The sequence below is a fragment of the Brevundimonas sp. Leaf168 genome (assembly GCF_001423685.1).
Taxonomy (GTDB): domain Bacteria; phylum Pseudomonadota; class Alphaproteobacteria; order Caulobacterales; family Caulobacteraceae; genus Brevundimonas; species Brevundimonas vesicularis_C.
Genome location: NZ_LMOY01000001.1, coordinates 431,066 through 453,834, shown reverse-complemented (window position 1 = coordinate 453,834; position 22,769 = coordinate 431,066). Strand labels below are relative to the sequence as shown.

Sequence of the window (22,769 nt, the reverse complement as noted above, 5' to 3'; positions counted from 1 at the left end):
CGCGGGCCATCGGCAGAGACCGATGAACCGATCAGGGCCATTGCCATTGCCATTAGGAACAGAACCATCGGGGTGTTCATATTCCGACGCTCTTGGTGATTGCAGATCGATTGTCACGTTCAGCGGCGTCTTTTCCCAGGCGCCCACCGAGGTCCACGCCGGCGACAATCAAGGCCAGAGCAGCCGCGGCTAAAGACACGCCGAGCGCGCCAACCCGCGACGATTGGCGGCCATTCAGTGCGCTGATCACTCCAACAGCAGAGGTCGAGACCAGCAGAAGCGCGAGTGACACGGTGAGCGACAGCGACATGGGTCGACCATGACGCAAGTTGCGTTCAACGCAACTCAAATATCAGATCGCACTCAGCACCCGATTCACATGCGCCATCTTGCGGCCGGGGCGGGCCTCGGCCTTGCCGTAGAGGTGCAGGCGTTCGTCGGACTTGGCCGACAGCTTGCGCCAGTCCTCGACTTCGTCGCCCAGCAGGTTTGTCATTTCGATGCGGGCGTGGGCCGTCGTGGGGCCGAGCGGCCAGCCGGCGACGGCGCGGATATGCTGTTCGAACTGGTCGCAGACGCAGCCGTCCTGGGTCCAGTGGCCGGTGTTGTGAACGCGCGGAGCGATCTCGTTGACCAGAAGCACGTCGTCTCCGAGGTCGAACAGTTCGACGCCCAGAACGCCGACGTAGTCCAGCCCGTCCAGGATCGCCTCGGCGATGGCGCGGGCGCGAACTTGGGTTTTCTCGTCCACGGCGGCGGGGGCCAGGGTGGTGCGCAGAACGCCGCCTTCGTGCCGGTTCTCGCCCAGCGGATAGACCGCCATATGGCCGTCCCAGTCGCGGGCGGCGATGACCGACAGTTCGCGCACGAAGGTCGCCTTGGCCTCCAGGATGGCCGGACGACCGCCCAGGCTTTCCAAGGCCGCGGGCGCGTCCTCGATGGCGTGGATCCAGACTTGGCCCTTGCCATCATAGCCTTCGCGGCGGGTCTTCAGGAGGGCGGGCAGGCCCAGTTCGGTCAGGCCGACGACCAGATCGTCCAGTGTGTCGATGACGGCGAAGGCGACCGTCGGGGCGCCGACGGCATTCAGGAAGGTCTTTTCGTCCACCCGGTCCTGCGACACGCGAAGCGCGGTCGGTCCCGGCGCGACGAGGGCGCCGGCTTCGGCCAGACGCTCGATGGATTCGGCCGGCACGTTCTCGAACTCGAAGGTGACGACGTCTGCGGCGCGGCCCAGCGCCGACAGGGCCTTTGGGTCGTCATAGGCGGCGACGATCTGGCGCGCCGAAACCCGGCCGGCCGGGCTGTCGGCTTCGGGGTCCAAGATCACGACGTCGAAGCCCAGGCGCGAGGCGGCCTGGCTCAGCATCCGGCCCAGTTGGCCTCCGCCGATGATGCCGAGGGTCGAACCGGGGGGAAGCGGAAGATCAGGCACTCAGTCCTCGACGGTTTCTGCGACGGATTCGGTCTGGGCGGCGCGGAAGGCGGCCAGGCGTCCGGCCAAGCCCTCGTCCGACAGGGCCAGGATCTGGGCGGCCAGGATGCCGGCGTTGGCCGCCCCCGCCTCGCCGATGGCCAGGGTGGCGACCGGAACGCCGGCCGGCATCTGAACGATCGACAGAAGGCTATCCATGCCCTTCAGCGCCTTGGACTGGACCGGCACGCCCAGCACCGGCAGTTCGGTCATGGAGGCGGCCATGCCTGGCAGATGGGCGGCGCCCCCTGCTCCGGCGATGATGACCTTGTATCCGGCAGCCTTGGCGCCCGTGGCGAAATCGACCAGGCGTTTGGGCGTGCGGTGGGCGCTGACGACCTTGGCGTCCCAGGCGACGCCCAGTTGATCCAGGCGATCGGCGGCCAGCTTCATGGTCGGCCAGTCGGACCGGCTGCCCATGATGATCGCCACCGGGGTTTCGGAAGTCGCCATGTCTGCAAGGCCCCTCGCGGAAAGGCGCCGGTTACAGCACGCGGGTGACGCCCGCAACCGCAACACCGTGATTTCAGCCGCGTCGGCCCGTAATGTCGGCCTTCAATGTCAGCGGATCACGCTCTACCATCGTTCGACCGCGCGACGCAGACTGAGTCGCGCCTTCGGAGCCAACCCTGCGCCGTGACCGACGTGGCCGAACACGACCTGACCGCCGAGATCGCGCGCCTGCGCGTCGAGCTGGAAGCGTGGAAGACGCGCGCCGCGGCCGCCGAGGCCGCCGCCGACCATGATGTGCTGACGCCCGCCCTGAACCGGCGCGGCTTCATCACGGCGATGCAACGGACCATGGCCTATTGTCAGCGGCACGGGGTGCCGGCGGTGCTGCTGTATCTGGACATGGACGGGTTCAAGAGCGTCAACGACAGCCTGGGCCATGCCGCCGGCGATGCAGCCCTGGTCGCGGTGGCCGAGCTGTTCTTGGCCAATCTGCGCGAGTCGGATGCGGTGGGCCGGCTGGGCGGGGACGAGTTCGCCCTGCTGATGTTGCACGCAGGCTATGAAGAGGGCCGGGCCAAGGCGCGTCAGCTGGCCGAGGCGCTGAAGACCGAAGGCTTTGTCTGGGACGGCCAGAAGACCGAACTGGGCGGCTCGTTCGGGGTGCGCGCCTGGGACGGCCATACCGACGCCGAGGTCTGGCTGACCGAGGCCGACGCCGCCATGTGGGTGAGGAAGAAGGGGCGCTGAGGCCCCTTCCCGCCCCTGCCGCTTAAAGCGGCAGTTTCAGCTGAATACCGCCCATGTGGCTGTCGGCGTGGTCGCCGAAGCGGCCGCGATAGCCGACTGTCACCTTGACCGGGCCGACCGACCCCTCGACGCCGGCCGAGGCCAAGAACTGGCCGCCGAACGGATCGTCGATCTCGCGCGACAGCACCTGGGCCGGGTTGTTGTAGAGACCGACGCGCACCGGATCGGAGCTGTCGTCCAAGGCGTCGCGGTAGCCGCCTTCGGCGAACAGGCCGAAGGCGCCCATTTCCGCCTCGGCGCGCAGGGCGACCTCGCCGGTAAGGGCCTTCACGGTGCGATCGCCGTACTGATACTGGGCGCCGACGCCCTGTTCGTAATAGCCGTCCACGTCGCTGGACACATAGGCCAGGGCCGCACGGGGCGACAGGGCGACGCCGCCCATGTCGAACCACATGCCGCCCTGCAGACGCGCGCCGCTACTGAGGGCGCGGGTTTCGGCGGTGTGGACGATCGGCGCCAGGCTGGTGGTGCGTTCGATGTCGTCGATGTTGTCGCGCGCCACGCCGACTGCGGCGTTGACGAAGACATCGCCCGACCGCCAGCCGCCATAGACATCCAGCCCGAAGCTTTCGACGTTGAACTGCAGCGCCTGGCTTTCGACGTCGGTGTTGCGCGCCGTGCCGGCCAGACCGAAGCGCCAGTCGGCCGAAGGGCCGGCCTCAAGCGCGATACGGGCGCCCCAGCCGTCGCTGGACGAACTGGTGACCGAGCCGCGCGCGTCGGTGTCGACGCTGTCGATCAGGGCCGAAGTTGTGACGGACACGCCGGCCTCCCACGGCTGGCGACCCGACAGGGCCTCGCCGGCGGCGTCCAAAGCATCCTCGCGGTGACGATAGGCCGTCTCGCCCTGCAAGGTCGATTGAGCACCGATGTCGCCATAGTAGAGGTAGTCGGTCGCCAGTTGGGCGATGATCCGATGGCCCGCCGCGGTCGGGTGGACGCCGTCGAAGTAGAAGTAGCTGTCCGGGTTCGTGCAGACCGTCACGCCGTTGAAGCAGGGCTGGGTGATGTTGGTGATGCCGAACAGGCCCGGATTGCCGGCCAGGGTGTCGCCTATCTTGAACAGGTCCATCATGATGATGTTGCTGCCTGGGCGGGCGGCGGCCGTGGCGGTCAGATTGGTCTGAAGCGCCGTGTTGAAGGTGGTGACGGCGAAGTCGGCCAGGGGCGCGGCGGTCGTGCCGCGGAATTGAGGCGTCAGGCTGAGCTTGGGCAGGTTGGTGACCAGGATGGTCCCGGCCCCCGCGCCCGCCACGGTGTTGACCAGGCTGTTGATGTTGGCGGCGGCCGTGGTTGCGACCGGAGTGATGGCGGCGACCGGGCTGGCGGAAGCGCCGGCGGCGGGCAGGCCCTGGAAGATGTCGTTGGCGCCGCCCAGGACGCTGACCAGATCGGTCGAGCTGAAGCGGCCGCCCGCGGCGGTGTAGCGCGACAGCTGGTTCAGCATGCCGAACGGCACGCCGGCCGAGGCGTCGGTGCGCGAGCCGCCGAAGGCGTAGTTGATGCTGCCCGTGACCGAGCCGTTGAAGTTGGCGGCGTTGAAGCCCAGCAGTTCGACGAAGGTCGGCCCGTTCGAGAAACGGCGCGCATAGGGCGGCGACGGCGGCTGGGTCCCGCCCGAGATCAGAAACAGGTTGCCGTTGTCGCTGAGGCTGTCGCCGAAAACGACGAGACGGTTGTAGGTCTGGGCCGAGGCCGAGCCGGCAAAGGCGCAGGCGGCAAGCGCCAGAGCGGCGACGGCGCCGCCGGTGATGAAGCGTGACATGAAATTCCTCCCGCAGCCGTCGTTGCGCGGCCGTTCGACGTGAGGATGCGCCAGTTCGCGCAGAGCGCAAGATGCCGCGAGGTCAGCTTTGAGAAGATATTTGCGAGCGACGTATCACTGCAACGTGCGGAACTTCAGCGTGCCCGGCACCGTCTTAAGTTCGCGTAGCGCCTCTGGATCGTAGTCGCGGTCCACGTCGGTGATGACATAACCCGTGCGCTCGTCCGTTTTCAGGTGCTGGCCCAGGATGTTCAGGCCCGCCGAAGCCAGAGCGCGGTTCAGTTCGGCCAGCACGCCCGGCTGGTTTCTGTGGATGTGCAGAATGCGGTGCGCGCCCGAAACGTCGGAGAGCTGGACGTTGGGCAGGTTGACGCTGAAGGTCGTATCGCCCCGGTTTAGATAGCCCAGCAGGCGTTCGGCCGCGAACTCGGCGATGGCCTCCTGCGCCTCTTCGGTCGAGCCGCCGATGTGCGGCGTCAGGATCATATTGGGCAGGCCCTGAAGCGGGCTCTCGAAGGGGTCGGCGTTGGTGCGCGGCTCTTCGGGGAAGACATCGACGGCGGCGCCGGCGACCCGGCCCGAGCCGATGGCCTGGGACAGGGCGCCGACATCGACCACATGGCCGCGCGCCAGGTTCAGGAACAACGCGCCTTCCTTCATCCGGCCGAACTGGGCAGCACCGAAGATGTTGGCGTTCTCCTTGCGGCCATCGACATGCAGGGTGACCACGTCGCTTTCGGCCAGCAGCGCGTCCAGCGAGCGCATGCGGCGCGCATTGCCCAGCGCCAGGCGTTCGGACAGGTCATAGAACAGCACCCGCATGCCCAGGTTTTCGGCCAGGACCGACAACTGGCTGCCGATGGCGCCATAGCCGACGATGCCCAGGGTCTTGCCACGCAGTTCCTTGGAGCCGGTGGCGGACTTGTTCCACTTGCCGACGTGCATGGCCGAGGACTTGTCCGCCACGTCGCGCATCAGGACGATCATGAGGCCGATGGCCAGTTCGACCACCGAGCGGGTGTTCGAATAGGGGGCGTTGAACACCGCCACGCCGTGATCCGAGGCCGCGTCCAGATCAATCTGGTTGGTGCCGATGCAGAAGGCGGCGACGGCCATCAGGCGATCGGCCTGTTCCAGCACGCGACGGCTGACCGTGGTCTTTGAGCGGATGCCCAGGACATGGACGCCTTTGATGGCCGCGATCAGATCGTCCTCGTCCAGCGCGCCCTTCTGGGTTTCGACCGAATAGCCCGCCTCTTCCAACCGTTCGACGGCGGCGGGGTGGATGTTTTCCAGGAGCAGCATCTTCATGCGGCTGCGCGGGAAGGACCAGCGGCCGACAAGGCCTTCGGCATGGAGCACCTCGTCGAGCGACGCGGCCTCGGCGTCGGCGACCTGGACCACCGGCGCGCGACGCACCACCTCGGTGAAAGCGTAGAAAGCGTCGGCGGCGCCCGCGATCTTGACCTCAGCGTCGTTCCAGCCGTCGCCCACCATGACGACGCGACCGGACAGGTTCAGGCCGTGAATGGCGGTCGGCTTGCCGTTGGCGTGCGACAGCGGGTTGGCGTCGTCCACGCCGACCACGCGGTCGTCGGCGTCATAGATCAAATCGTTGCACAGCACGCGATCGGGAGAGACGCCCAACTCTTCGGCGACGGGCGCAATCACCTCGCGGAAGCCGCCGGAGAGGATGACGACCTTGCCCTTGTTCTGCTGGAAGAAATTCAGGTTGCGCCGCACAGACGCCGTCAGGTGGTCCGACGCGCTCTGGGCCAGGGCGGCGACATGGGCGCGGGTCAGCGGAAGCAGAGCCAGCCGGCGGCGCAAAGCGTCGCCGAACTCGATCTCGCCGCCCATGGCCTGATCTGTCAGGGCGGCGATCTGGGCGCGCGTATCGGATGCGCCCGGCGCGTCCGCCAGGGCGATGTCGGCCAAAGCCTCAAGGGTCTCGAAATCGACCAGGGTCGAATCGAAGTCGAAGATCAGGGTGGGGCGCGCGCTCATGGGCGGCGTCTTAGCGGCCTTCGCGGCTGCGGCAAAGCCGAGCGATGCTGCTCATTGTGGGCAGATGCGCTAAAAGTTTGCCGCCCGCCGCGATTTTCACCAGGCGGACGGCACGAAAATGTCAGAAGCGGGCGATGCGACGCACATGGCTGTCGGGACGACGGCTTTCAAGCACGGCTGCGCCGACGGCTGCGGCGATGGTCGCCACCGCCAGCAGCGCTCCGCCTTCGCGGGCGTGGTCACGCGCATATTGACCGGCGTCGTCAGCGTAGCGGCGCGCCGTCTTGCCATGCTTCTTCAGCGCCTTCTTGCCGTCCTTGCGGGCCGAACGGAACCAGTCGTCGGCGCGGTCGCGCACGTCATAGGCGGTGTCTGCGGCGCGGTGGCGGGCGTCGCGCGAAAGCGCGCCGGCGCGTTCACCGACATCCTCGGCCCGGTGGCGGAAGGCGTCGACGGCGTCGTGGAAACGGTCGCGCAGTTCGGACGTATCGACCCAGCCGCGCGGGTCGATACGCGACTTGATGCGCTGGTAACGGGTGGGGCCGCTGCGTTGCGTCAGATAGACGACGGCGACAGCGCCGAGCGCGACTGCGAGGAGGCTGCCGGCGGTGATGCCGGGGTGTTTGCGAATCTCTTCGATCGGATCGATGTCGCGGATCATCGGCGGAACCTCTTCAGTTATTGGCGTCATGAACGGAGCGACGGCTCCGCTTGAGCCAAAAGAGCGATCCGCGCCGAAATCGGTTCCGTCGCCCTCCCCCAGACCGGGCGGATTAGCCCCCTTATCAAGCCGCCTGCGGGCGCCTACATAGCCGCGATCCCGAAACGACGCCCCAAAGGACCTCGCCGTGACCGATCACGCGCCCAACATTCCCGTTTCCGACGATCTGGCCGCCGCCTTCCAGATCGAAGGCTGGCCCGTGCGCGGTCGCCTGGTTCGCCTGGGCGCGACCATCGACAAGATCCTGGCCGCCCACGCCTATCCCGAGCCGGTCGCCGCCCTGTTGGGCGAGGCCTGCGCACTGGCCGCCCTGATCGGTTCCAGCCTGAAGTTCGAGGGTCGCCTGCTAGTCCAGGCCCAGGGCGACGGCCCCGTGCGCTACGTCGTCGCCGACTACGGCACCGACGGCTCACTGCGCGGCTATTGCCGCTACGACGAGGCCGAGGTGGCCGAGGCGTCGCAGGGCTTCGCCCGTCCCGGCGCCCGATCGCTGCTGGGCCAGGGCGTCTTCATCATGACGCTGGATCGGGGCCCCGACTTCGAGCGCACCCAGGGGATCACGCCGATCGAGGGCGAGAGCCTGTCGCTGGCGGCCGAACACTATTTCCAGCAGTCGGAACAGGTGCCGACCAAGGTGCGCCTGGCCGTCGGCCAGGTTCAGACCGAGGCCGGATCGCAGTGGCGCGCCGGCGGGGCGATGATCCAGATCATCGCCGGCGACGAGGCGCGCGGTTCAACCGAAGAGGTCTGGGACCGCACGCGGGCCCTGTTCGGCACGCTGGGCGATGACGAACTGGTCGATCCGACGATCTCGCCCGAGACGCTGCTGTTCCGCCTGTTCCACGAAGACGGCGTGCGGCTGGAGGGCGCGCGAGAACTGACGGCCGTTTGCCGTTGCTCGCGCGAACGGATCGCCTCGGTCCTGGCCTCGTTCGATCCCGCCGAACGCGCCGACATGTTGGAGGACGACGGCAAGATCCGCGTCACCTGCGAATACTGCGCCACGGTCTATGCGCTGGACCCCGACGAGGTCGTCGCAGAGCAGATTTGAATTGCAAAGGGCGGCTCCGAGAGCCGCCCTTCTTCTTTTAGCCTTCCAGATCCAGCGAATAGCCAGCCGAGCGGACCGTGCGGATAGGATTGGCGCTTTCGTCGGCGATGGCGAGGGCCTTGCGCAGGCGCCCGACGTGGACGTCGACGGTGCGGGCCTCGACATAGACGTCCGAGCCCCAGACCGCGTCCAGCAGCTGCTCGCGGCTGAACACCCGTCCGGGATGCTGCATGAAGTGATCCAGCAAACGGAACTCGGTCGGGCCCAGATGGACCTCCTTGCCGTTGCGCTTCACCCGGTGCGAGACGCGATCGACAACGATGTCGCCGTGGTTCAGGCGGTCGTCGGCCAGACCCGGACGGATGCGGCGCAGGACGGCGCGGATGCGGGCGATCAGCTCGACCATCGAAAAGGGCTTGGTCAGATAGTCGTCGGCGCCGGTGTCCAGACCGCGAACCCGGTCGCTCTCCTCGCCGCGCGCTGTCAGCATGATGATCGGCAGGTTGCGGGTCTCGGCCTTGCCGCGAATGCGACGGCAGACCTCGATGCCCGACAGCTTGGGCAGCATCCAGTCCAGCAGCACCAGATCGGGCAGACGCTCGTCGATCTGGAGCATGCCCTCCTCGCCGTCGGCGGCGACGGCGACGTCGTAGCCTTCCTTTTCGAGATTGTACTGAAGAAGGGTCGCCAGCGCGTCCTCGTCTTCCATCACAAGGATATAGGGCTGCACGTCGGGTCTCCGGTCTCGGGTCAGTGCGTCGAAAGGTTCGGCGTCGGATCGGAATCCTCAGCCGTGGGTTGGGCGCGCGGGCGTTCGCCCACGATGTCCTCGCCCGTGATCTCGTAGTGGACGGTCTCGGCGATATTGGTCGCGTGGTCGCCGATCCGCTCCAGGTTCTTGGCCATGAACAGCAGATGGGTGCAGGCGCCGATCGTGCGCGGATCGCCCATCATGTATGTCAGCAATTCGCGGAACAGGGCGTTGTAGTGCTCATCGACCTCGTCGTCGGTCTGCCAGACAGCGACGGCGCGATCGAGTTCCGAGGCCGTATAGGCGTCCAACACATCGCGCAGGCGGGTCGAGACAAGCCGTCCCATCCGCTCGATCGAACGGGTCAGGGGCTGCATCGGTTGGGCTTCGGCCAAGATCAGCGCGCGCTTGGCGATGTTCTTGGCCAGGTCGCCGGTGCGCTCCAGATCGGTGGCGATCTTCATGGCGCCCAAGGTGCGGCGCAGGTCACTGGCGACCGGTTGGCGCAGGGCGATCAGGCGGATCGCCTTCTTCTCGATATCGCGGTGCAGGGCGTCCAGCTTCAAATCGCGTTCGACCACGGCGCGGGCCAGGGCGATGTCGCGCCGGGCGACGGAATCGATGGCGTCCGCGACCTGGGCCTCGGCCAAACCGCCCATGCGGGCGATCTCGGCCGTGATCTGGTTCAGTTCGTCGCCATAGGCTTTGACGGTGTGCTGGTTCATCGGATTAGCCGAAGCGTCCCGTGATGTAGTCGAGCGTGCGCCGTTCGCGCGGATTCTGGAAGATGTCTTCCGTGTCCCCGGTCTCGACCAGACGGCCCATGTGGAAGAAGGCGGTGCGTTGCGACACGCGCGCGGCCTGGGCCATCGAGTGGGTGACGATGACGATGCAGAACCGCTCGCGCAGTTCGTCGATCAGCTCCTCGATCCGCGCCGTGGCGATGGGGTCCAGCGCCGAGCAGGGCTCGTCCATCAGGATGACTTCGGGGTTTACGGCGATGGCGCGGGCGATGACCAGACGCTGCTGCTGGCCGCCTGACAGACCCATGGCCGACGATTGCAGGCGGTCAGCGACCTCTTCCCACAGGCCAGCGCGCTTCAGCGCCTTTTCAACGACCTCGTCCATCTCGGCCTTGGACGACACCAGGCCGTGGATCTTGGGTCCGTAGGCGACGTTTTCGTAGATCGATTTCGGGAAGGGGTTCGGACGCTGGAACACCATACCGACGCGGGCGCGCAGCAGCACCGGGTCGATGGAGCGGTCGTTAATGTCCTCGCCGTCCATGGCGATACGGCCCGTGACCTTGGCCCCGGCGATAGTGTCGTTCATGCGGTTCATGGTCCGCAGGAATGTGGACTTGCCGCAGCCCGACGGGCCGATCAGAGCCGTGACGGTCTTGTCCGGGATATCCAGCGAGACGTCGTAAAGCGCCTGTTTGCCCTCATAAAAGACCGAGACGTCGCGCGCGGCGATCTTGATCGGACCGACGGGCGGGCTGTCGACCACGGCGGGGCCCGACCGGGGCGTAGCGTCCTCGACACGCGGTTCGGCGGCTGCGCCCTTGGATGGGGCGATTTCGGGCAGGATCTGACCGCCCATGCGCGGCGCTTCGGTCGGATCGACCGAGCCGGCGCCGGTCTGGTCCTCGGCGGAGCGGAAAATACGGAATTTCATTCTCTTACCACCGACGCTCGAAGCGCCGCCTCAGGATAATGGCCGCCGCGTTCATGATGATCATGAAGACCAACAGGACGATGATCGCCGCAGCGGTGCGTTCGTGGAAGGCCCGCTCCGAGGCGTTTTCCCAGATGTAGATCAGCGAGGGCAGCGCGCCGACAGGCTGGTCGATGGCGTGCGGCACGCCCGGCACGAAGCTGACCATGCCGATCAGCAGCAGCGGCGCGGTCTCGCCCAGGGCGTGGGCCATCGAGATGATGGCGCCGGTCATGACGCCAGGCATGGCCAGCGGCAGGACGTGGCTGAACACCGTTTGGGTCTTGGATGCGCCCATGGCCAAGGCGGCCTCGCGGATCGACGGGGGCACGGCTTTCAGCGCCGAACGGGTGGCGATGACCAGGGTCGGCAGGGCCATCAGCGCCAGGACCAGACCGCCGACGATCGGACTGGCGCGCGGCAGATGCATCCAGTTGATGAACAGGGCCAGACCCAGCAGGCCGTAGACGATGGACGGCACGGCCGCGAGGTTGTTGATGTTGACCTCGATGATGTCGGTCAGCTTGTTCTTGGGCGCGAACTCTTCCAGCCAGATGGCCGCGCCGACGCCCAGCGGAATGGCGATCAGGGCCGTGACCATCAGCATCAGGGCCGAACCGACCACGGCGCCCAGGACGCCCGCCAGCTCGGGCTGGGTCGAATCGCCGTTGGTGAACAGGGCGGTGTTGAAGTGCGAGCCGATCACGCCTTCGGTCTGCATCCGGTCCAGCCAGGCGATCTGCTGATCGGTCAGGCGGCGTTGATCCTCAGGCGTCTCCCTAGAGATTTCGCCCTTCAGATACAGATCGGCGTCATCGGACAGCGGCACGGCCAGGGGCACGGTCTCGCCGATGACCTCGCTTCGCTTGGCGACCAGATCAGCGGCGACAAACTTCAGCTCCGACGAGAACAGCCGCTTCATCTGCGCGGCCTTCGTCCCGGCCGCGTCGTCCTGAATGCCGATGCGGGCCAACTGCTGCTCGGCCGCCAGTTGCTCGAAGTTGGAGCCCTGCGGATAAGCGCGGTCCACGCGCGCCGGGTCCATGAAAACCGGCACGGTGACGGTGTGGGTGTAGAAGGCGGTGTGGCCCTGCTCGACGATGCGCACCAGCAGCACGGCCAAGAACAGCATGGCGGCGGCGATGGCCAGGCGGCCATACCATTTGAAACGCGTTTCCTTGGCGTGGCGACGCTTCAGACCGGCCCGCAGGCGGTCGAGACGTCCCTTGGCGGCCGCGCCGTCGATCTGATCGGGGGTCGCGTCAGTCATATTGTTCCCGATAGGTCTGCACGATCCGGTGGGCGATGATGTTCAGCATCAGGGTGACCAGGAACAGGGTCAGGCCCAGGCCGAAGGCGGACAGGGTCTTGGCGCTGTTGAACTCCTGGTCGCCGGTCAGCAGGGTCACGATCTGCACGGTGACGGTGGTGACGGTGTCCAGCGGGTTGAAGGTCAGGTTGGCGGCCAGGCCCGCGGCCATGGTCACGATCATGGTCTCGCCAATGGCGCGCGACACGGCTAGCAGCAGGGCGCCGGCGATGCCCGGCAGCGCGGCGGGCAGAAGAACCCGCTTCACCGTCTCGGACTTGGTCGCGCCCATGGCGAACGAGCCGTCACGCAGCGACTGAGGCACGGCGTTCAGAATGTCGTCGGACAGGGACGACACGAACGGGATCAGCATGATGCCCATCACCGCGCCCGCCGTCAGGGCCATCTGGTTCTGAACCAGAGCCAGGTATTGGCCGAGCCCGTCCAGCGGTCCGCCGATCAGGAAGAGGCCGATCTCGTTGAAGAAGACCCTCAGCAACGGCCCGACGGTCAGGGCGGCGAAGAAGCCGTAAACGACGGTCGGCACGCCGGCGAGGATCTCCAGCAGCGGCTTGATCACCGCGCGGGTCGTGCGGCCGGCGTATTCCGACAGATAGATAGCCGACAGCAGGCCGATGGGCGCAGCGACGCACATGGCGATGACCATGATCAGCAGGGTGCCGGCGAACAGCGGCACGGCCCCGAAGGCGCCCGAGGACCCGACCTGATCGGCGCGGATGGCGATCTGAGGGCTCCATTGGGTGCCAAACAGGAAGTCGAGAACCGGCACCTTCTGGAAGAAGCGGAAGCTGTCGAAGGCCAGGGAGGCGATGATGCCCAGGGTCGTCAGGACGGCGATGGCCGAGCAGACGAACAGGGCGCCGTAGATCCAGCCCTCGACCCGGTTGCGAGCGCGCGTCTGAGGCTTGATCTGCGTCAGGGCGAACAGGCCGCCCAGGACGGCGGCCAGGATGGCGGCGACGCCGCCGCCCCACGACAGGGTGCGTTCGATGCGAACCATGCGGCGCGCCTCGACCGGCAGTTCTTCGGCCAGCGGACGCTCCCAAATCTGCATGGCGGGCTCGCCACGACCCACGCGGTGGGCGTCGGCGAAGAAGGCGTCGCGACGGAACGGCTCCAGCGCCGCGACTGCATCAGGCGTGCCGGCGGCCGTCAGCTGACGCTGAAGCGGGGCGGCGAAAACCGAGGCCAGGATCAGGACCAGCAGAGCCGGCGCGGCGACCCAGATCAGCGCATAGGCGCCGTGCTGACCGGGGCGGGAATGGGGCTTTGCGCCGATCGCACGACGACGCGCCAATGCACGCCCGCCCAGGAAGGCGGCCGCACTCAAGGCGACGAGGATCAGCAAATAAATCCAGATCATTCAGAAGTCCGAAGCGCCGTGTGCGAATCGACGACGGTCCTGAACATCGGGACCAACGCGGCGCGACTACTGCCTGCGAATGGTCAGCGGATTACGACGGCTCGATGACAGTTGGGTGACAGCGATCGGCCGTCGCGCTCTCAGCGTCGCTCGACCGGCTGAGGGAACCATGCGGTGAAGGCCGCGCCCATACCCGGCGCGCTTTCGACCACCAGACCGCCCTGGTGACGGTTGATGATGTGTTTGACGATGGCCAGACCCAGCCCCGTCCCCTGCCGCTCGCCGCTCTTTTGACCCTCGACCCGATAGAAGCGCTCGGTCAGGCGGGGCAGATGTTCGCGCGCCATGCCGGGCCCATGATCGCGCACCGTGACGGCGGCATAGGAGACGCCGGCCGTGCGGTCCGGCGTGACCAGCGGCAGTCGTGTCGCGCCAGGCATGCGCGAGGCCCAGGCCTCGTCGAACGACAGGTCCGAACGCACCGAGATTTCGACCGTGCCGTTGCGTGACGAATATTTGACGGCGTTGTCGAGCAGGTTCTGCACCACCTGCAATATCTCGTCGCGATCGCCGCTGATCGACGCCCTCGCCTCCCCTTGATCCAGGGCGATGGCGATCTCTTTTTCGCGCGTCAGAACGCTGATGGCGTCGACCACGTCGGAGGCGGCGCGGTCCAGATCGACGCGGCCAGAGGGCGGAATATGCTCGTTCAGTTCGATCCGGCTGAGCGACAGCAGATCCGCGACCAGCCGCCCCATCCGATCCGCCTGGGCCGACATGATGTCCAGGAAGCGGTCGCGCGCGACAACATCCTCACGCGCGTGGCCTTTCAGGGTCTCGATGAAACCGCTGAGCGAGGCCAGGGGCGTGCGCAGTTCGTGGCTGGCGTTGGCCAGGAAGTCCACGCGCATCATCTCGATACGGCGCGAGTCCGTTTCGTCGCGCAGGATCAGCAGGGCCAGCTCCGACCCCGCCTTGCCTGACGCTTCGAGTGAGAGCGGACGGGTCCAGGCACGCCAGCGTCGGTCGCGCTGCCCACCGGTCGCATAATCCGTGGTGCGCGCCGTCCCGCCGAACAGGGCCTCGTCCACCGCCTCCAGCACGCCCGGTTCGCGGATCACCTGAACCAGCAAGGCGCCTTGGCGCTGGATGCGCAGAAGTTCGCGCGCAGCCGCGTTCGCCATCACGATGCGTCGCCCGGCGATGTCGTCCGGCTCGCCGCCGCTGACCACCAGCACCGGATCGTCCAGCGCCTCGAACACCCGGTCGAGAAGATCGCCCGTCACCATGTCGATGGCGGGCTCGGTCGCAGCGCCCTGGTTGGCCGCCGGCTCAGCCCTGGCCGCCTCGTTCATGTTCAACAGCCAAGCCGAGGCCGCCACGATCACCGCCCCGCCGACCAGCCAGTTCGCGAGTTCGGGATGCAGGATCGCCAGCACGAGCAGGGTCACGATGGCGATGCCGATGCTGGCGCCGACCGTCCACAGCCGCGAGGTGGATACCGGCGCGACAGGCGATGGCGAGACTTCGTAAGGCATGGGTCCGGGCGACCTCGAACTGAAGAACGATTCCGATCCTTGCACGGATTCTGTGACGGCGTGCCGACAGCCTGCGGCGCCCATAAGCTTCGCCGCACGGTTTCTTTAGGATTGTCGCCTATCGTACACCCAAGGGGAGGCCTCGTGGACCGCATCATCCATTGCATTGCGCATGATCACGACTGGCGGATTACGGTGTTCGCTGCGTTGATCTGCATGGCCGGTCTGGGCGTCTCCACCCACGTCATGCAGCAGATGGGCCGACGCGACCCCAATCGACGCCGCCGCTCGGTCCTGCTGGCCGTCATGATCGGGGCCTTGTCGATCTGGGCGACCCATTTCGTGGCCATGCAGGGGTTCGTGGCTGGCGTGCCGGTGCGTTACAATCCTTTCCTGACGGTCGCCTCCCTGGGGATCGCACTGGCCATGATCGGCCTGACGATTGGCTCGACGTTGATGGGCAAGGGCCGCATGTGGCGGGTGCTTGCCGCGGTGATCGCCGTCGCCGGCGTCGGAGCCATGCATTACCTCGGTATGGCCGCCATCAAGGCGCCCGCGCACATCAGTTGGGATCCCGGCCTAGTCGCCCTGTCCATCATCGCGGCCCTGGCGATCGGCGGTGCGACGGCCTTCTTCTATCGTCGAGGCGGCCTGCTGCGCCTGCTGGCGACGACGACGGGACTTTCCGCGACCGTCATCGTTCTTCATTTCATCGGCATGGCGGCGATCACGGTGACGCCGGACCCGACCGTCGCCGCCGACCAGGGGCTGTCGAGCGAGGCGATGCGACTGCTGCTGGCCGCCATTCTGCTGATGATCTGCACGGCCGCCACCGTGCTGGGCATGATGGCCTATATTTCCCGCGCCACCGCGCTGCGCCGCATCCGCGAGGCGGTGGACGCCATGCCCGACGGCCTGGGCTTTTATGATTCCAAGGATCGGCTAGTGCTTTGGAATGCGCGCTACGCCGAGGTGAACCCCGAGCTCGAGCCGCATCTGGTCGTCGGCCTGACCTTCCGAGAGGCCTTGCGCATCGGCATCGACGAAGGCCGCTATCAGGAGGCGGCCGGCCGCGAAGAAGAATGGCTGAATGAGCGCATGCAGGCCCGTCGTCAGCTTTCATCGAACAGCGAGCAACAGGTCGCCGGCGGGCGTTGGCTGCGTATTCAGGACCGCCGTACGTCCGAGGGCGGGACGGTCACGGTCTGCAACGACATCACCGATCTGAAGCGCGACGCCGAGGCCCTGTCCGAAGCGCGCGACGCGGCCGAGGCCGCCAATGTCGCCAAGAGCCAGTTTCTGGCCAACATGAGCCATGAGATCCGCACGCCATTGAACGGCGTGATCGGCCTGTCCCAGGCCCTGGCCAAGACCGATCTGACGGCTGAGCAGCGTGAGATGCTGGATCTGATGCAGGCGTCGGGAAAGACGTTGCAGACGCTGCTCAGCGACATCCTGGATCTGGCGCGCGTCGAATCGGGCAAGCTGGAGCTGACCGAAGACGCCTTCGAACTGGCGACGGTCGTGCGCGAGGCGGCTCAGCTCTATGCCGAAAACGCGCGTGAGAAGCATCTCGACTTCCATGTGGATATCGATCTGGAGGACGACGTCTGGATCTTGGGCGATGCGGTGCGCCTGAAGCAGGTGCTGACCAATCTGATCTCGAACGCCGTCAAGTTCACCAGCAAGGGCTTTGTCGGCCTGATCGTGCAGCGTGGCGCGGACCGCGAGGGCTCGCCCGTGCTGCGCTTCACCGTCGAGGACAGCGGCATCGGCTTTGACGCCGCGACGCGGGCGCGCCTGTTCAGCCGGTTCGAACAGGCCGACGGCGGCATCACGCGCAAGTTCGGCGGTTCGGGACTGGGCCTGTCCATCTGTCGTCAGCTGGCCGAGATGATGGGCGGCGACCTGGGCTGCGAGAGCGAACCCGGCGGCGGCGCGGCCTTTATCCTGACTTTGCCGCTGAGACAGACTCAGGCCCCGTCGCGCAAGGAGCCTGCGCCGGCCCAACCCGCCGTCGTGGAGCAGGCGCGAACGATCCGCGTGCTGGTCGCCGACGACCATCCGACCAACCGCCGCGTCATCGAACTGATTCTGGCGCAGACGCCGACGCAGATCGTGATCGCCGAGAACGGCGCCCAGGCGCTGGAAAGTTTCCGGGCCGACACCTTCGACCTAGTGCTGATGGACATGCAGATGCCCATCATGGACGGGCTGACCGCGACGCAGGAGATTCGCCTGCACGAGGCGACGATGGGCCTGGATCGCACGCCGATCGTCATGCTGACCGCCAACGCCATGCCAGAGCACGTCGCCGCCGGACGCGCGGCCGGGGCGGACCACCACCTGGCCAAGCCGTTCAACGCCGCCGAGCTGCTGGGCATCGTCGCGGCGCCGACGTCGCTGCTGAAGGATCGCGCGCGGGCGGCGTGAAGCGGAACCTTTGACGGTTGCGCCTTGGACCTGATGCGTGTAATAGCCCGCGCTCTTGAATTCGAGGGTTCATCACCCCCGCCGCGAGAGCCCCGGGTTGGCGCGGCGTTTCCGTTGTTGTTGAGGCGAGCCACATGGCCGAGATCATTCTGAACGTGGACGTCCGCGATGGCGTCGGCACCGGCGGCGCTCGCGCTGCGCGTCGCGCCGGTTTCGTGCCGGGCGTCCTTTACGGCGGCGAGCAAGCCCCCGTCGCCATTTCGGTGAACGAGAAGGACTTCCGCAAGTCGCTCTACACCGGCAAGCTGCTGGGCCACCTGGTGACCCTGAAGTACGGCGACGAGACCCAGCCGGTCATCGCCAAGGACGTGCAGTTCGACCCCGTTTCGGACCGCCCCCTGCACTTCGACCTGATGCGCGTCGACGAGAAGGCTCCGGTCAAGATCGAAGTGCCGGTGCACTTCCTGAACGCCGATGAAGCGCCCTACTCGCGTCAGGGCGGCTCGCTGGAGATCGTCCGTCACGCCGTCGAGATCCTGGTCCGCGCCGACCAGATCCCGGAAGAGCTGGTTGTCGATCTGGCCAAGGCCGAAATCGGCGACACCATCCGCATCTCGGACATCAAGCTGCCCAAGGGCGCGGAAGCCACCATCACCGACCGCGACTTCGTGATCGCCACGGTCAAGATCTCGTCGGCCGCCCTGTCGGAAGCTGCTGACGAAGCCGCTGACGCCGAGGCCGCCCCGGCCGAGAAGACCGAAGACTGATCCTTCGTCGCTTCGACAAGATCAGGCCCCGCCCGGTTCGCCGTGCGGGGCTTTTCTTTGCCTGACGCAAACGGCAAGAGGACGCCATGATCATCATCGCGGGGCTCGGCAATCCGGGCGGGAAATACGAAAAGAACCGGCACAACATCGGCTTCATGGCCGCCGACGAGATCGCGCGCCGGTGGCGGTTCGGTCCCGAGCGCGCCAAGTTCCAGTCGATCGTCAGCGAGGGTCTGGTCGACGGAACCAAGGTCCTGCTGATGAAACCCCAGACCTATATGAACGAAAGCGGTCGGGCGGTCGGCGAGGCGGCGCGATTCTACAAGATCACGCCGAGCGAAATCATCGTCTTCCACGACGAGATCGACCTGGCCCCTGGGCGGTTCCGTATGAAGACCGGCGGTGGCGCGGCCGGCCAGAACGGCATCCGCTCCCTGATCAGTCATCTCGGCGCCGACTTCCGACGCGCGCGCATGGGCATCGGCCATCCGGGCGAAAAGGAACTGGTCATGCCCCATGTTCTGGGCGACTTCCACAAGGCGGAACAGCCCTGGCTGGACGCCATGCTTCAAGCCTGCGCCGACGCCCTGCCTTTCGCGATCGCCGGCGACGACGAACGCTATCAGGGCGAGGTCATGCGCCTGGCCCCCGCGCCCAAGTTCAGCCCCCGCCAAGCCGCGCGCGGCGAGCTTTAGGACAAACCGCCGCCTATCGCGCCGTCGCAAAACGCCGTAGAGGCCAGACGTGACCCGCGCCCAGGCCGACAATTGGTCGATCTCGCAATCGCTCGCCTTCCTGGCGGCGGTGTTCGCGCTCGTGCTCGGAACCCTGCTGCCGTTCGCGGCTCTCGCGGCGGTCCAGCCGGGTCATCCGCTGGTCATCTGTTCGGCGGAAGGCCCCCAGACGATCCAGTCCGGCGGCATGGACGGCCCGGTCAACAAGCACGTCGGGGCCAAATGCGCTGCCTGCGTCATGCCGTTGGCCGCCGCCCTGCCCTGCCCGCCTGCGCCCGAGCCGGCGCCGGTGGTCCGCACCGTCGAGCGCGTTGTCTATGTCGCCGCCAGCGTCAGCCCGCCGCCGCCAGCGCGCGCGCCGCCGCGTCCGCCGTCCACCGCCCCACCCCAAGCCTGAACCAGACCCAAGCCCGCGCCGGCCCCAGCGCCCGCGCGCCGTCTCGTTCTGATTTCAGGTTCAATCCATGTCCTTCAAGACTACCGCAGCGCCCTGCGCGCTGCTGCTCGCCGCCCTTGCCACTCCCGCCTTTGCCCAGGAGGCGCCAACGGAGCTCGATAGCGTCATCGTCACGGGCCAGCGTAACCCAGATGACCCCGCCGTCGTTGCTGAGGCTCGCGATCGTTTGTCCCGAACGCCCGGGGCCGTCGCCGTCGTCGCCTCAGAAAGCTATGAGGATCGCTACGCACTCGGATTCGCCGATACACTTCGCTCCGTGCCCGGCGTGTTCGCTCAACGGCGATGGGGCGAAGAAGTCCGTCTGTCGATTCGAGGATCGGGCATCGGCCAGAGCCTGCACCTCAGGGGCGTCTTGCTGGCACAGGATGGCGTGCCTTTCAGTCAGCCAGACGGTTTCGGCGACTTCCAGGAACTGGACCCTTTGGTCGCGCGGTATTTCGAAGTCTACAAGGGCGGCAACGCCCTGCGTTTCGGCGGTGCTGCATTAGGCGGGGCCATAAACGTCCTTACGCCGACCGGCCGCAATGCGCCGTTTTCGAATCTGGTCCGATTGGAGGGCGGCTCTTTCGAAACGCGGCGTGCACACGGAGCCATCGCGCGTGAGTTCGGCCCGTGGGATATTTACGCGGCCGCGACATGGTCAGGCAGCGAGGGTTTCCTCGACCACCAAGATTCCGACAGCAAGCGGCTGACGCTGAACATCGGCCGTAAATTTGGCGAGGACCGTGAGCTGCGTTTGATCGTGCAGGCCAACGACCTAGACCTGGACATCTCGGGCACCCAGACGTTGGACAAGGCGCTGAACAGGCCGCGCGATCCCGATCCCTTCGTACGCAACTTGGATTTTGGCAGAGACATCAAATCAGTGCGTGTGACGGCGCAGACCCGTTGGCGACTGACAGATGAGTTGGTGTTTGAAGCCGGCGCCTACGCTGTCGACAAACAACTGTTCCACCCCGTGCCCGTGGTGCTGGACAACAACTATCAGTTCTGGGGCGGCTTTTCACGTCTGGACTGGGATGGGCGGTTGGGCGGGCTGCGAGCCGATGCCTTTGCCGGGGCCTATTTCCGAACGGGCGACAACGACAGTGCAGTCTTCGTCAATACCGGCGGCGGCAACCCCGGATTCCAGATCGGCAGCACGTTGCAGAATGCCACGGGCATGGATGTCTTTGCCGAGGGGCGCTTGTTCGTGACCGACCAAATAGCCTTGATCGCGGGCGGCACCTGGGGCCGAGCCGAGCGTGACGTCGACAACCGTCTGGTCCCGGCCAATAGCGCGCAGCGCGACTATGACTGGTTTGCCCCCCGGGTCGGCCTGCTGTGGGAACAGCCCGATGGATCGCAAATTTACGCGAACGTGACGAAGTCGGTGGAGGCCCCGACATTCCTGGAGCTCGTGCAGACGCCAGTGCCCCAGTTTGTCGATCTCGAGCAGCAGGAAGCCTGGACCGCAGAGATCGGCGCGCGGGGCCAACGCGGCGCGTTTCGCTACGACATCGCCCTCTATCGCTCTCATCTTAAAGGCGAACTGCTGAACTACGTCGTCATCCCCAACAATCCGCCCCTCAGCTTTAACGCCGAGGACACGGTGCACCAGGGCATCGAAGCGGGATTGGATTGGAGGTTGGTCGACAATGGCCGCGAACGCCTGACTTTGCGCCAGACCTACACCTGGTCAGACTTCTTCTTCGACGACGATGCCACCTATGGCGATGGCCGCCTGCCCATTATCCCCGAACATGCCTATCGCGCGGAGTTGAAGTATGAACATCCCGCCGGCTGGTTCATCGCGCCATCCGTCGAATGGGTGCCCCAGGACATCTATGTCGACTACGCCAATCAGCTGAAATATCCGGGATACACCATAGTTTCGCTCAACGCGGGCGTCGATCTGCCAGGAGGGGTGTCTCTGTTCGCAGACCTTCGCAATCTGACAGACAAGAAGTACGTCTCCAACGCCAATGCGATCACCGACGCGCGCACGGCGGCAGCGGATGTCTTCACGCCCGGCGAGGGACGTTCGGCCTATGTGGGGTTGCGTTATGCGTTCTGAGTCTGGCGACGCCTCAATGTCCGACGCCTATCGCGCGGTTTGGCGCTGGCACTTCTATGCCGGCGTCTTCGTCATGCCGGTGCTGATGCTGCTGGCCCTGACGGGGGGTCTTTATCTGTTCAAGGACGAGATCGACGGCTTTCTGTATCGCGACATGATCCGCGTGCCGGCCGTTAAGACCCAAGCGGCGCCGGATGCGTGGGTGGCTTCGGCCGCCCAGGCCGCTGGCGGGGGCCGGGTCGCCAATCTGGTCATGCCCGCGCGCGACGATCAGGCGATCCGGCTGCGGGTGGATCGACCCGACGGCGTGCAGAAGACGGTCTTCGTCGATCCGCACACCGGCCGGACTACCGGCGTCATTCCGGCCGGCGGGTTCATGGAGCTGGTCAAGAAGACACACAGCCTGACCCTGCTGGGGCGGCCGTTCAACATCCTGGTCGAGATCGTCGCCGGCTGGACGATCATCCTGTTCGCCACAGGGCTTTATCTGTGGTGGCCGCGCGGGCGGGGCGTGGCGACCTTTGCGCCGCAGACGATCGACAGCCGCCGCCGTCCGTTCTGGCGCGACCTGCATGCGTTGACGGGTGTCTATGTCGGCGGGGTCGTGCTGTTTCTGGCCGTGACCGGCATGCCGTGGTCGGCGGTCTGGGGCGACAAGGTCATGGGGGCGGTCAAGGAGACGGGGCTCGGTCGGCCGCCCGCACCCGTCGCCGGCGCCTGGCAGAGGGCGCAGCACCACGATGCGCCGGTCGGGGCCGGCTGGACCATGGAGGGGATGGTGATGACCCACGACCACGCCGGCCATGGCGGCCTGGCGCAGGTTCTGCGGGTCGCGGATCAGGCCCGTCTGGCGCGCCCCTATACGGTGAACATCCCCAAGGCCGATGACACCGCTTATACGCTGACGACCCAGGCGACACGGGTTCAGGACAGCCGGTCGCTCTATGTCGATGCGGCCTCCGGACGGCTGCTGGGCGACATCGGCTATGACCAGTTCGGCGCCGGCGCAAAGGCCATCGAGTTCGGCATCTATACGCACCAGGGCACGCAGTTCGGACAGGCGAACCGCATCGTCATGCTGCTGGGCTGCATCGGCGTGTGGCTATTGGCGATCAGCGGCCTGGTCATGTGGTGGAAGCGCCGCCCGCCCAATCTGTCGCGCCGACGCCTGGGCGCGCCGCCCGCCCCGCCGGGACCGCGTGCGCGCGCCGCTGTCTTGGGCATCGTCCTGCCCCTCGCCATCCTCTATCCCCTGACGGGACTGAGCCTGATCGCGGCCGTATTGCTCGACCGAGCCCTGCGTCCGATGATCCGGCGCCGTCCCGCCGCCTCGTGAAAGACCCGAC

The 22,769-nt window shown here is 66.6% G+C and carries 20 protein-coding genes and 1 pseudogene; 8 read left to right on the top strand and 13 right to left on the bottom strand.

The window, feature by feature from the left end:
* Nucleotides 1–76: 76 nt before the first annotated feature.
* The 3 genes from ASF81_RS14950 to purE are packed head-to-tail and all read right to left on the bottom strand — an operon-like array spanning nucleotide 77 to nucleotide 1,927.
* Nucleotides 77–310 (bottom strand): hypothetical protein, encoded by a 234-nt coding sequence (locus tag ASF81_RS14950; protein ID WP_156363112.1) that lies wholly within the window; start codon nucleotides 308–310, stop codon nucleotides 77–79.
* A gap of 42 nt (nucleotides 311–352) precedes the next feature.
* The gene (locus tag ASF81_RS02200) at nucleotides 353–1,435 is read right to left on the bottom strand and encodes a 5-(carboxyamino)imidazole ribonucleotide synthase (protein ID WP_055804236.1); all 1,083 of its coding nucleotides are present in this window, start codon (nucleotides 1,433–1,435) and stop codon (nucleotides 353–355) included.
* Entirely contained in the window at nucleotides 1,436–1,927 is a 492-nt protein-coding gene (purE, locus tag ASF81_RS02195) for a 5-(carboxyamino)imidazole ribonucleotide mutase (protein WP_055804233.1), read from the bottom strand.
* Between the two features lie 183 nt (nucleotides 1,928–2,110).
* Here purE and ASF81_RS02190 point away from each other — a divergent pair, with 183 nt between their 5' ends.
* Nucleotides 2,111–2,674 (top strand): GGDEF domain-containing protein, encoded by a 564-nt coding sequence (locus tag ASF81_RS02190; RefSeq protein ID WP_055804230.1) that lies wholly within the window; start codon nucleotides 2,111–2,113, stop codon nucleotides 2,672–2,674.
* 22 nt (nucleotides 2,675–2,696) lie between these two features.
* On the opposite strand, the gene ASF81_RS02185 is transcribed toward ASF81_RS02190, so the two are convergent.
* The 4 genes and pseudogenes from ASF81_RS02185 to ASF81_RS02175 form a co-directional block, all read right to left on the bottom strand.
* On the bottom strand, nucleotides 2,697–4,499 hold the full coding sequence (locus ASF81_RS02185; protein ID WP_055804227.1) for an autotransporter domain-containing esterase: 1,803 nt from the start codon (nucleotides 4,497–4,499) through the stop codon (nucleotides 2,697–2,699).
* Nucleotides 4,500–4,613: 114 nt separating this feature from the next.
* Nucleotides 4,614–5,861, bottom strand: coding sequence for a phosphoglycerate dehydrogenase (gene serA / locus ASF81_RS15520; protein ID WP_369814895.1), 1,248 nt, complete (start codon nucleotides 5,859–5,861; stop codon nucleotides 4,614–4,616).
* Nucleotides 5,862–5,978: 117 nt separating this feature from the next.
* Nucleotides 5,979–6,506: pseudogene (locus ASF81_RS15605) on the bottom strand (HAD-IB family phosphatase); the annotation flags it as partial.
* 121 nt (nucleotides 6,507–6,627) lie between these two features.
* Nucleotides 6,628–7,167, bottom strand: a complete 540-nt coding sequence (locus ASF81_RS02175; protein WP_055755006.1) for a hypothetical protein — start codon at nucleotides 7,165–7,167, stop codon at nucleotides 6,628–6,630.
* Nucleotides 7,168–7,354: 187 nt separating this feature from the next.
* On the opposite strand from ASF81_RS02175, the gene ASF81_RS02170 reads away from it, so the two are divergent.
* The gene (locus tag ASF81_RS02170; RefSeq protein WP_055755007.1) at nucleotides 7,355–8,278 is read left to right on the top strand and encodes an Hsp33 family molecular chaperone; all 924 of its coding nucleotides are present in this window, start codon (nucleotides 7,355–7,357) and stop codon (nucleotides 8,276–8,278) included.
* Between the two features lie 37 nt (nucleotides 8,279–8,315).
* On the opposite strand, the gene phoB is transcribed toward ASF81_RS02170, so the two are convergent.
* From phoB to ASF81_RS02140, 6 genes are all read right to left on the bottom strand, one after another.
* A complete protein-coding gene (phoB, locus tag ASF81_RS02165) occupies nucleotides 8,316–9,008 on the bottom strand; it encodes a phosphate regulon transcriptional regulator PhoB (RefSeq protein ID WP_017505977.1) in 693 nt (230 codons plus the stop codon).
* Nucleotides 9,009–9,028: 20 nt separating this feature from the next.
* The gene (phoU, locus tag ASF81_RS02160) at nucleotides 9,029–9,754 is read right to left on the bottom strand and encodes a phosphate signaling complex protein PhoU (RefSeq protein WP_017505976.1); all 726 of its coding nucleotides are present in this window, start codon (nucleotides 9,752–9,754) and stop codon (nucleotides 9,029–9,031) included.
* Between the two features lie 4 nt (nucleotides 9,755–9,758).
* Entirely contained in the window at nucleotides 9,759–10,706 is a 948-nt protein-coding gene (gene pstB / locus ASF81_RS02155) for a phosphate ABC transporter ATP-binding protein PstB (RefSeq protein WP_055804220.1), read from the bottom strand.
* A gap of 4 nt (nucleotides 10,707–10,710) precedes the next feature.
* On the bottom strand, nucleotides 10,711–12,015 hold the full coding sequence (pstA, locus tag ASF81_RS02150; protein WP_055804218.1) for a phosphate ABC transporter permease PstA: 1,305 nt from the start codon (nucleotides 12,013–12,015) through the stop codon (nucleotides 10,711–10,713).
* Nucleotides 12,008–13,438, bottom strand: a complete 1,431-nt coding sequence (gene pstC / locus ASF81_RS02145; RefSeq protein WP_055804216.1) for a phosphate ABC transporter permease subunit PstC — start codon at nucleotides 13,436–13,438, stop codon at nucleotides 12,008–12,010. The genes pstA and pstC overlap by 8 nt, the downstream gene beginning before the upstream one ends.
* Nucleotides 13,439–13,578: 140 nt before the next feature.
* Nucleotides 13,579–14,976 carry an ATP-binding protein gene (locus tag ASF81_RS02140; protein ID WP_055804213.1) on the bottom strand — a complete coding sequence of 466 codons (1,398 nt, stop codon included), beginning with the start codon at nucleotides 14,974–14,976 and terminating at the stop codon, nucleotides 13,579–13,581.
* A gap of 144 nt (nucleotides 14,977–15,120) precedes the next feature.
* Between ASF81_RS02140 and ASF81_RS02135 the strand changes: the two genes are divergently transcribed.
* The 6 genes from ASF81_RS02135 (at nucleotide 15,121) to ASF81_RS02110 (ending at nucleotide 22,759) form a co-directional block, all read left to right on the top strand.
* A complete protein-coding gene (locus tag ASF81_RS02135; protein ID WP_082503401.1) occupies nucleotides 15,121–17,409 on the top strand; it encodes an ATP-binding protein in 2,289 nt (762 codons plus the stop codon).
* A 134-nt stretch (nucleotides 17,410–17,543) separates the two neighbouring features.
* A complete protein-coding gene (locus ASF81_RS02130; protein WP_045810293.1) occupies nucleotides 17,544–18,176 on the top strand; it encodes a 50S ribosomal protein L25/general stress protein Ctc in 633 nt (210 codons plus the stop codon).
* An 86-nt stretch (nucleotides 18,177–18,262) separates the two neighbouring features.
* Nucleotides 18,263–18,871, top strand: a complete 609-nt coding sequence (pth, locus tag ASF81_RS02125) for an aminoacyl-tRNA hydrolase (protein ID WP_055804211.1) — start codon at nucleotides 18,263–18,265, stop codon at nucleotides 18,869–18,871.
* Nucleotides 18,872–18,920: 49 nt separating this feature from the next.
* Complete coding sequence (locus ASF81_RS02120; RefSeq protein WP_055804207.1) at nucleotides 18,921–19,307, top strand: hypothetical protein; 387 nt, start codon at nucleotides 18,921–18,923, stop codon at nucleotides 19,305–19,307.
* Nucleotides 19,308–19,374: 67 nt separating this feature from the next.
* Nucleotides 19,375–21,423 (top strand): TonB-dependent receptor domain-containing protein, encoded by a 2,049-nt coding sequence (locus ASF81_RS02115; protein WP_055804204.1) that lies wholly within the window; start codon nucleotides 19,375–19,377, stop codon nucleotides 21,421–21,423.
* A 16-nt stretch (nucleotides 21,424–21,439) separates the two neighbouring features.
* Nucleotides 21,440–22,759, top strand: coding sequence for a PepSY domain-containing protein (locus tag ASF81_RS02110; protein ID WP_235559192.1), 1,320 nt, complete (start codon nucleotides 21,440–21,442; stop codon nucleotides 22,757–22,759).
* Nucleotides 22,760–22,769: the final 10 nt, after the last annotated feature.

Bases quoted from the DNA above. Each gene is read 5' to 3' on its own strand.
- ASF81_RS14950 (WP_156363112.1), bottom strand. From the start codon at position 310: ATGTCGCTGTCGCTCACCGTGTCACTCGCGCTTCTGCTGGTCTCGACC.
- purE (WP_055804233.1), bottom strand. From the start codon at position 1,927: ATGGCGACTTCCGAAACCCCGGTGGCGATCATCATGGGCAGCCGGTCC.
- ASF81_RS02185 (WP_055804227.1), bottom strand. From the start codon at position 4,499: ATGTCACGCTTCATCACCGGCGGCGCCGTCGCCGCTCTGGCGCTTGCC.
- ASF81_RS02175 (WP_055755006.1), bottom strand. From the start codon at position 7,167: ATGATCCGCGACATCGATCCGATCGAAGAGATTCGCAAACACCCCGGC.
- phoU (WP_017505976.1), bottom strand. From the start codon at position 9,754: ATGAACCAGCACACCGTCAAAGCCTATGGCGACGAACTGAACCAGATC.
- pstB (WP_055804220.1), bottom strand. From the start codon at position 10,706: ATGAAATTCCGTATTTTCCGCTCCGCCGAGGACCAGACCGGCGCCGGC.
- pstA (WP_055804218.1), bottom strand. From the start codon at position 12,015: ATGACTGACGCGACCCCCGATCAGATCGACGGCGCGGCCGCCAAGGGA.
- pstC (WP_055804216.1), bottom strand. From the start codon at position 13,438: ATGATCTGGATTTATTTGCTGATCCTCGTCGCCTTGAGTGCGGCCGCC.
- ASF81_RS02140 (WP_055804213.1), bottom strand. From the start codon at position 14,976: ATGCCTTACGAAGTCTCGCCATCGCCTGTCGCGCCGGTATCCACCTCG.
- ASF81_RS02130 (WP_045810293.1), top strand. From the start codon at position 17,544: ATGGCCGAGATCATTCTGAACGTGGACGTCCGCGATGGCGTCGGCACC.
- pth (WP_055804211.1), top strand. From the start codon at position 18,263: ATGATCATCATCGCGGGGCTCGGCAATCCGGGCGGGAAATACGAAAAG.
- ASF81_RS02115 (WP_055804204.1), top strand. From the start codon at position 19,375: ATGTCCTTCAAGACTACCGCAGCGCCCTGCGCGCTGCTGCTCGCCGCC.
- ASF81_RS02110 (WP_235559192.1), top strand. From the start codon at position 21,440: ATGTCCGACGCCTATCGCGCGGTTTGGCGCTGGCACTTCTATGCCGGC.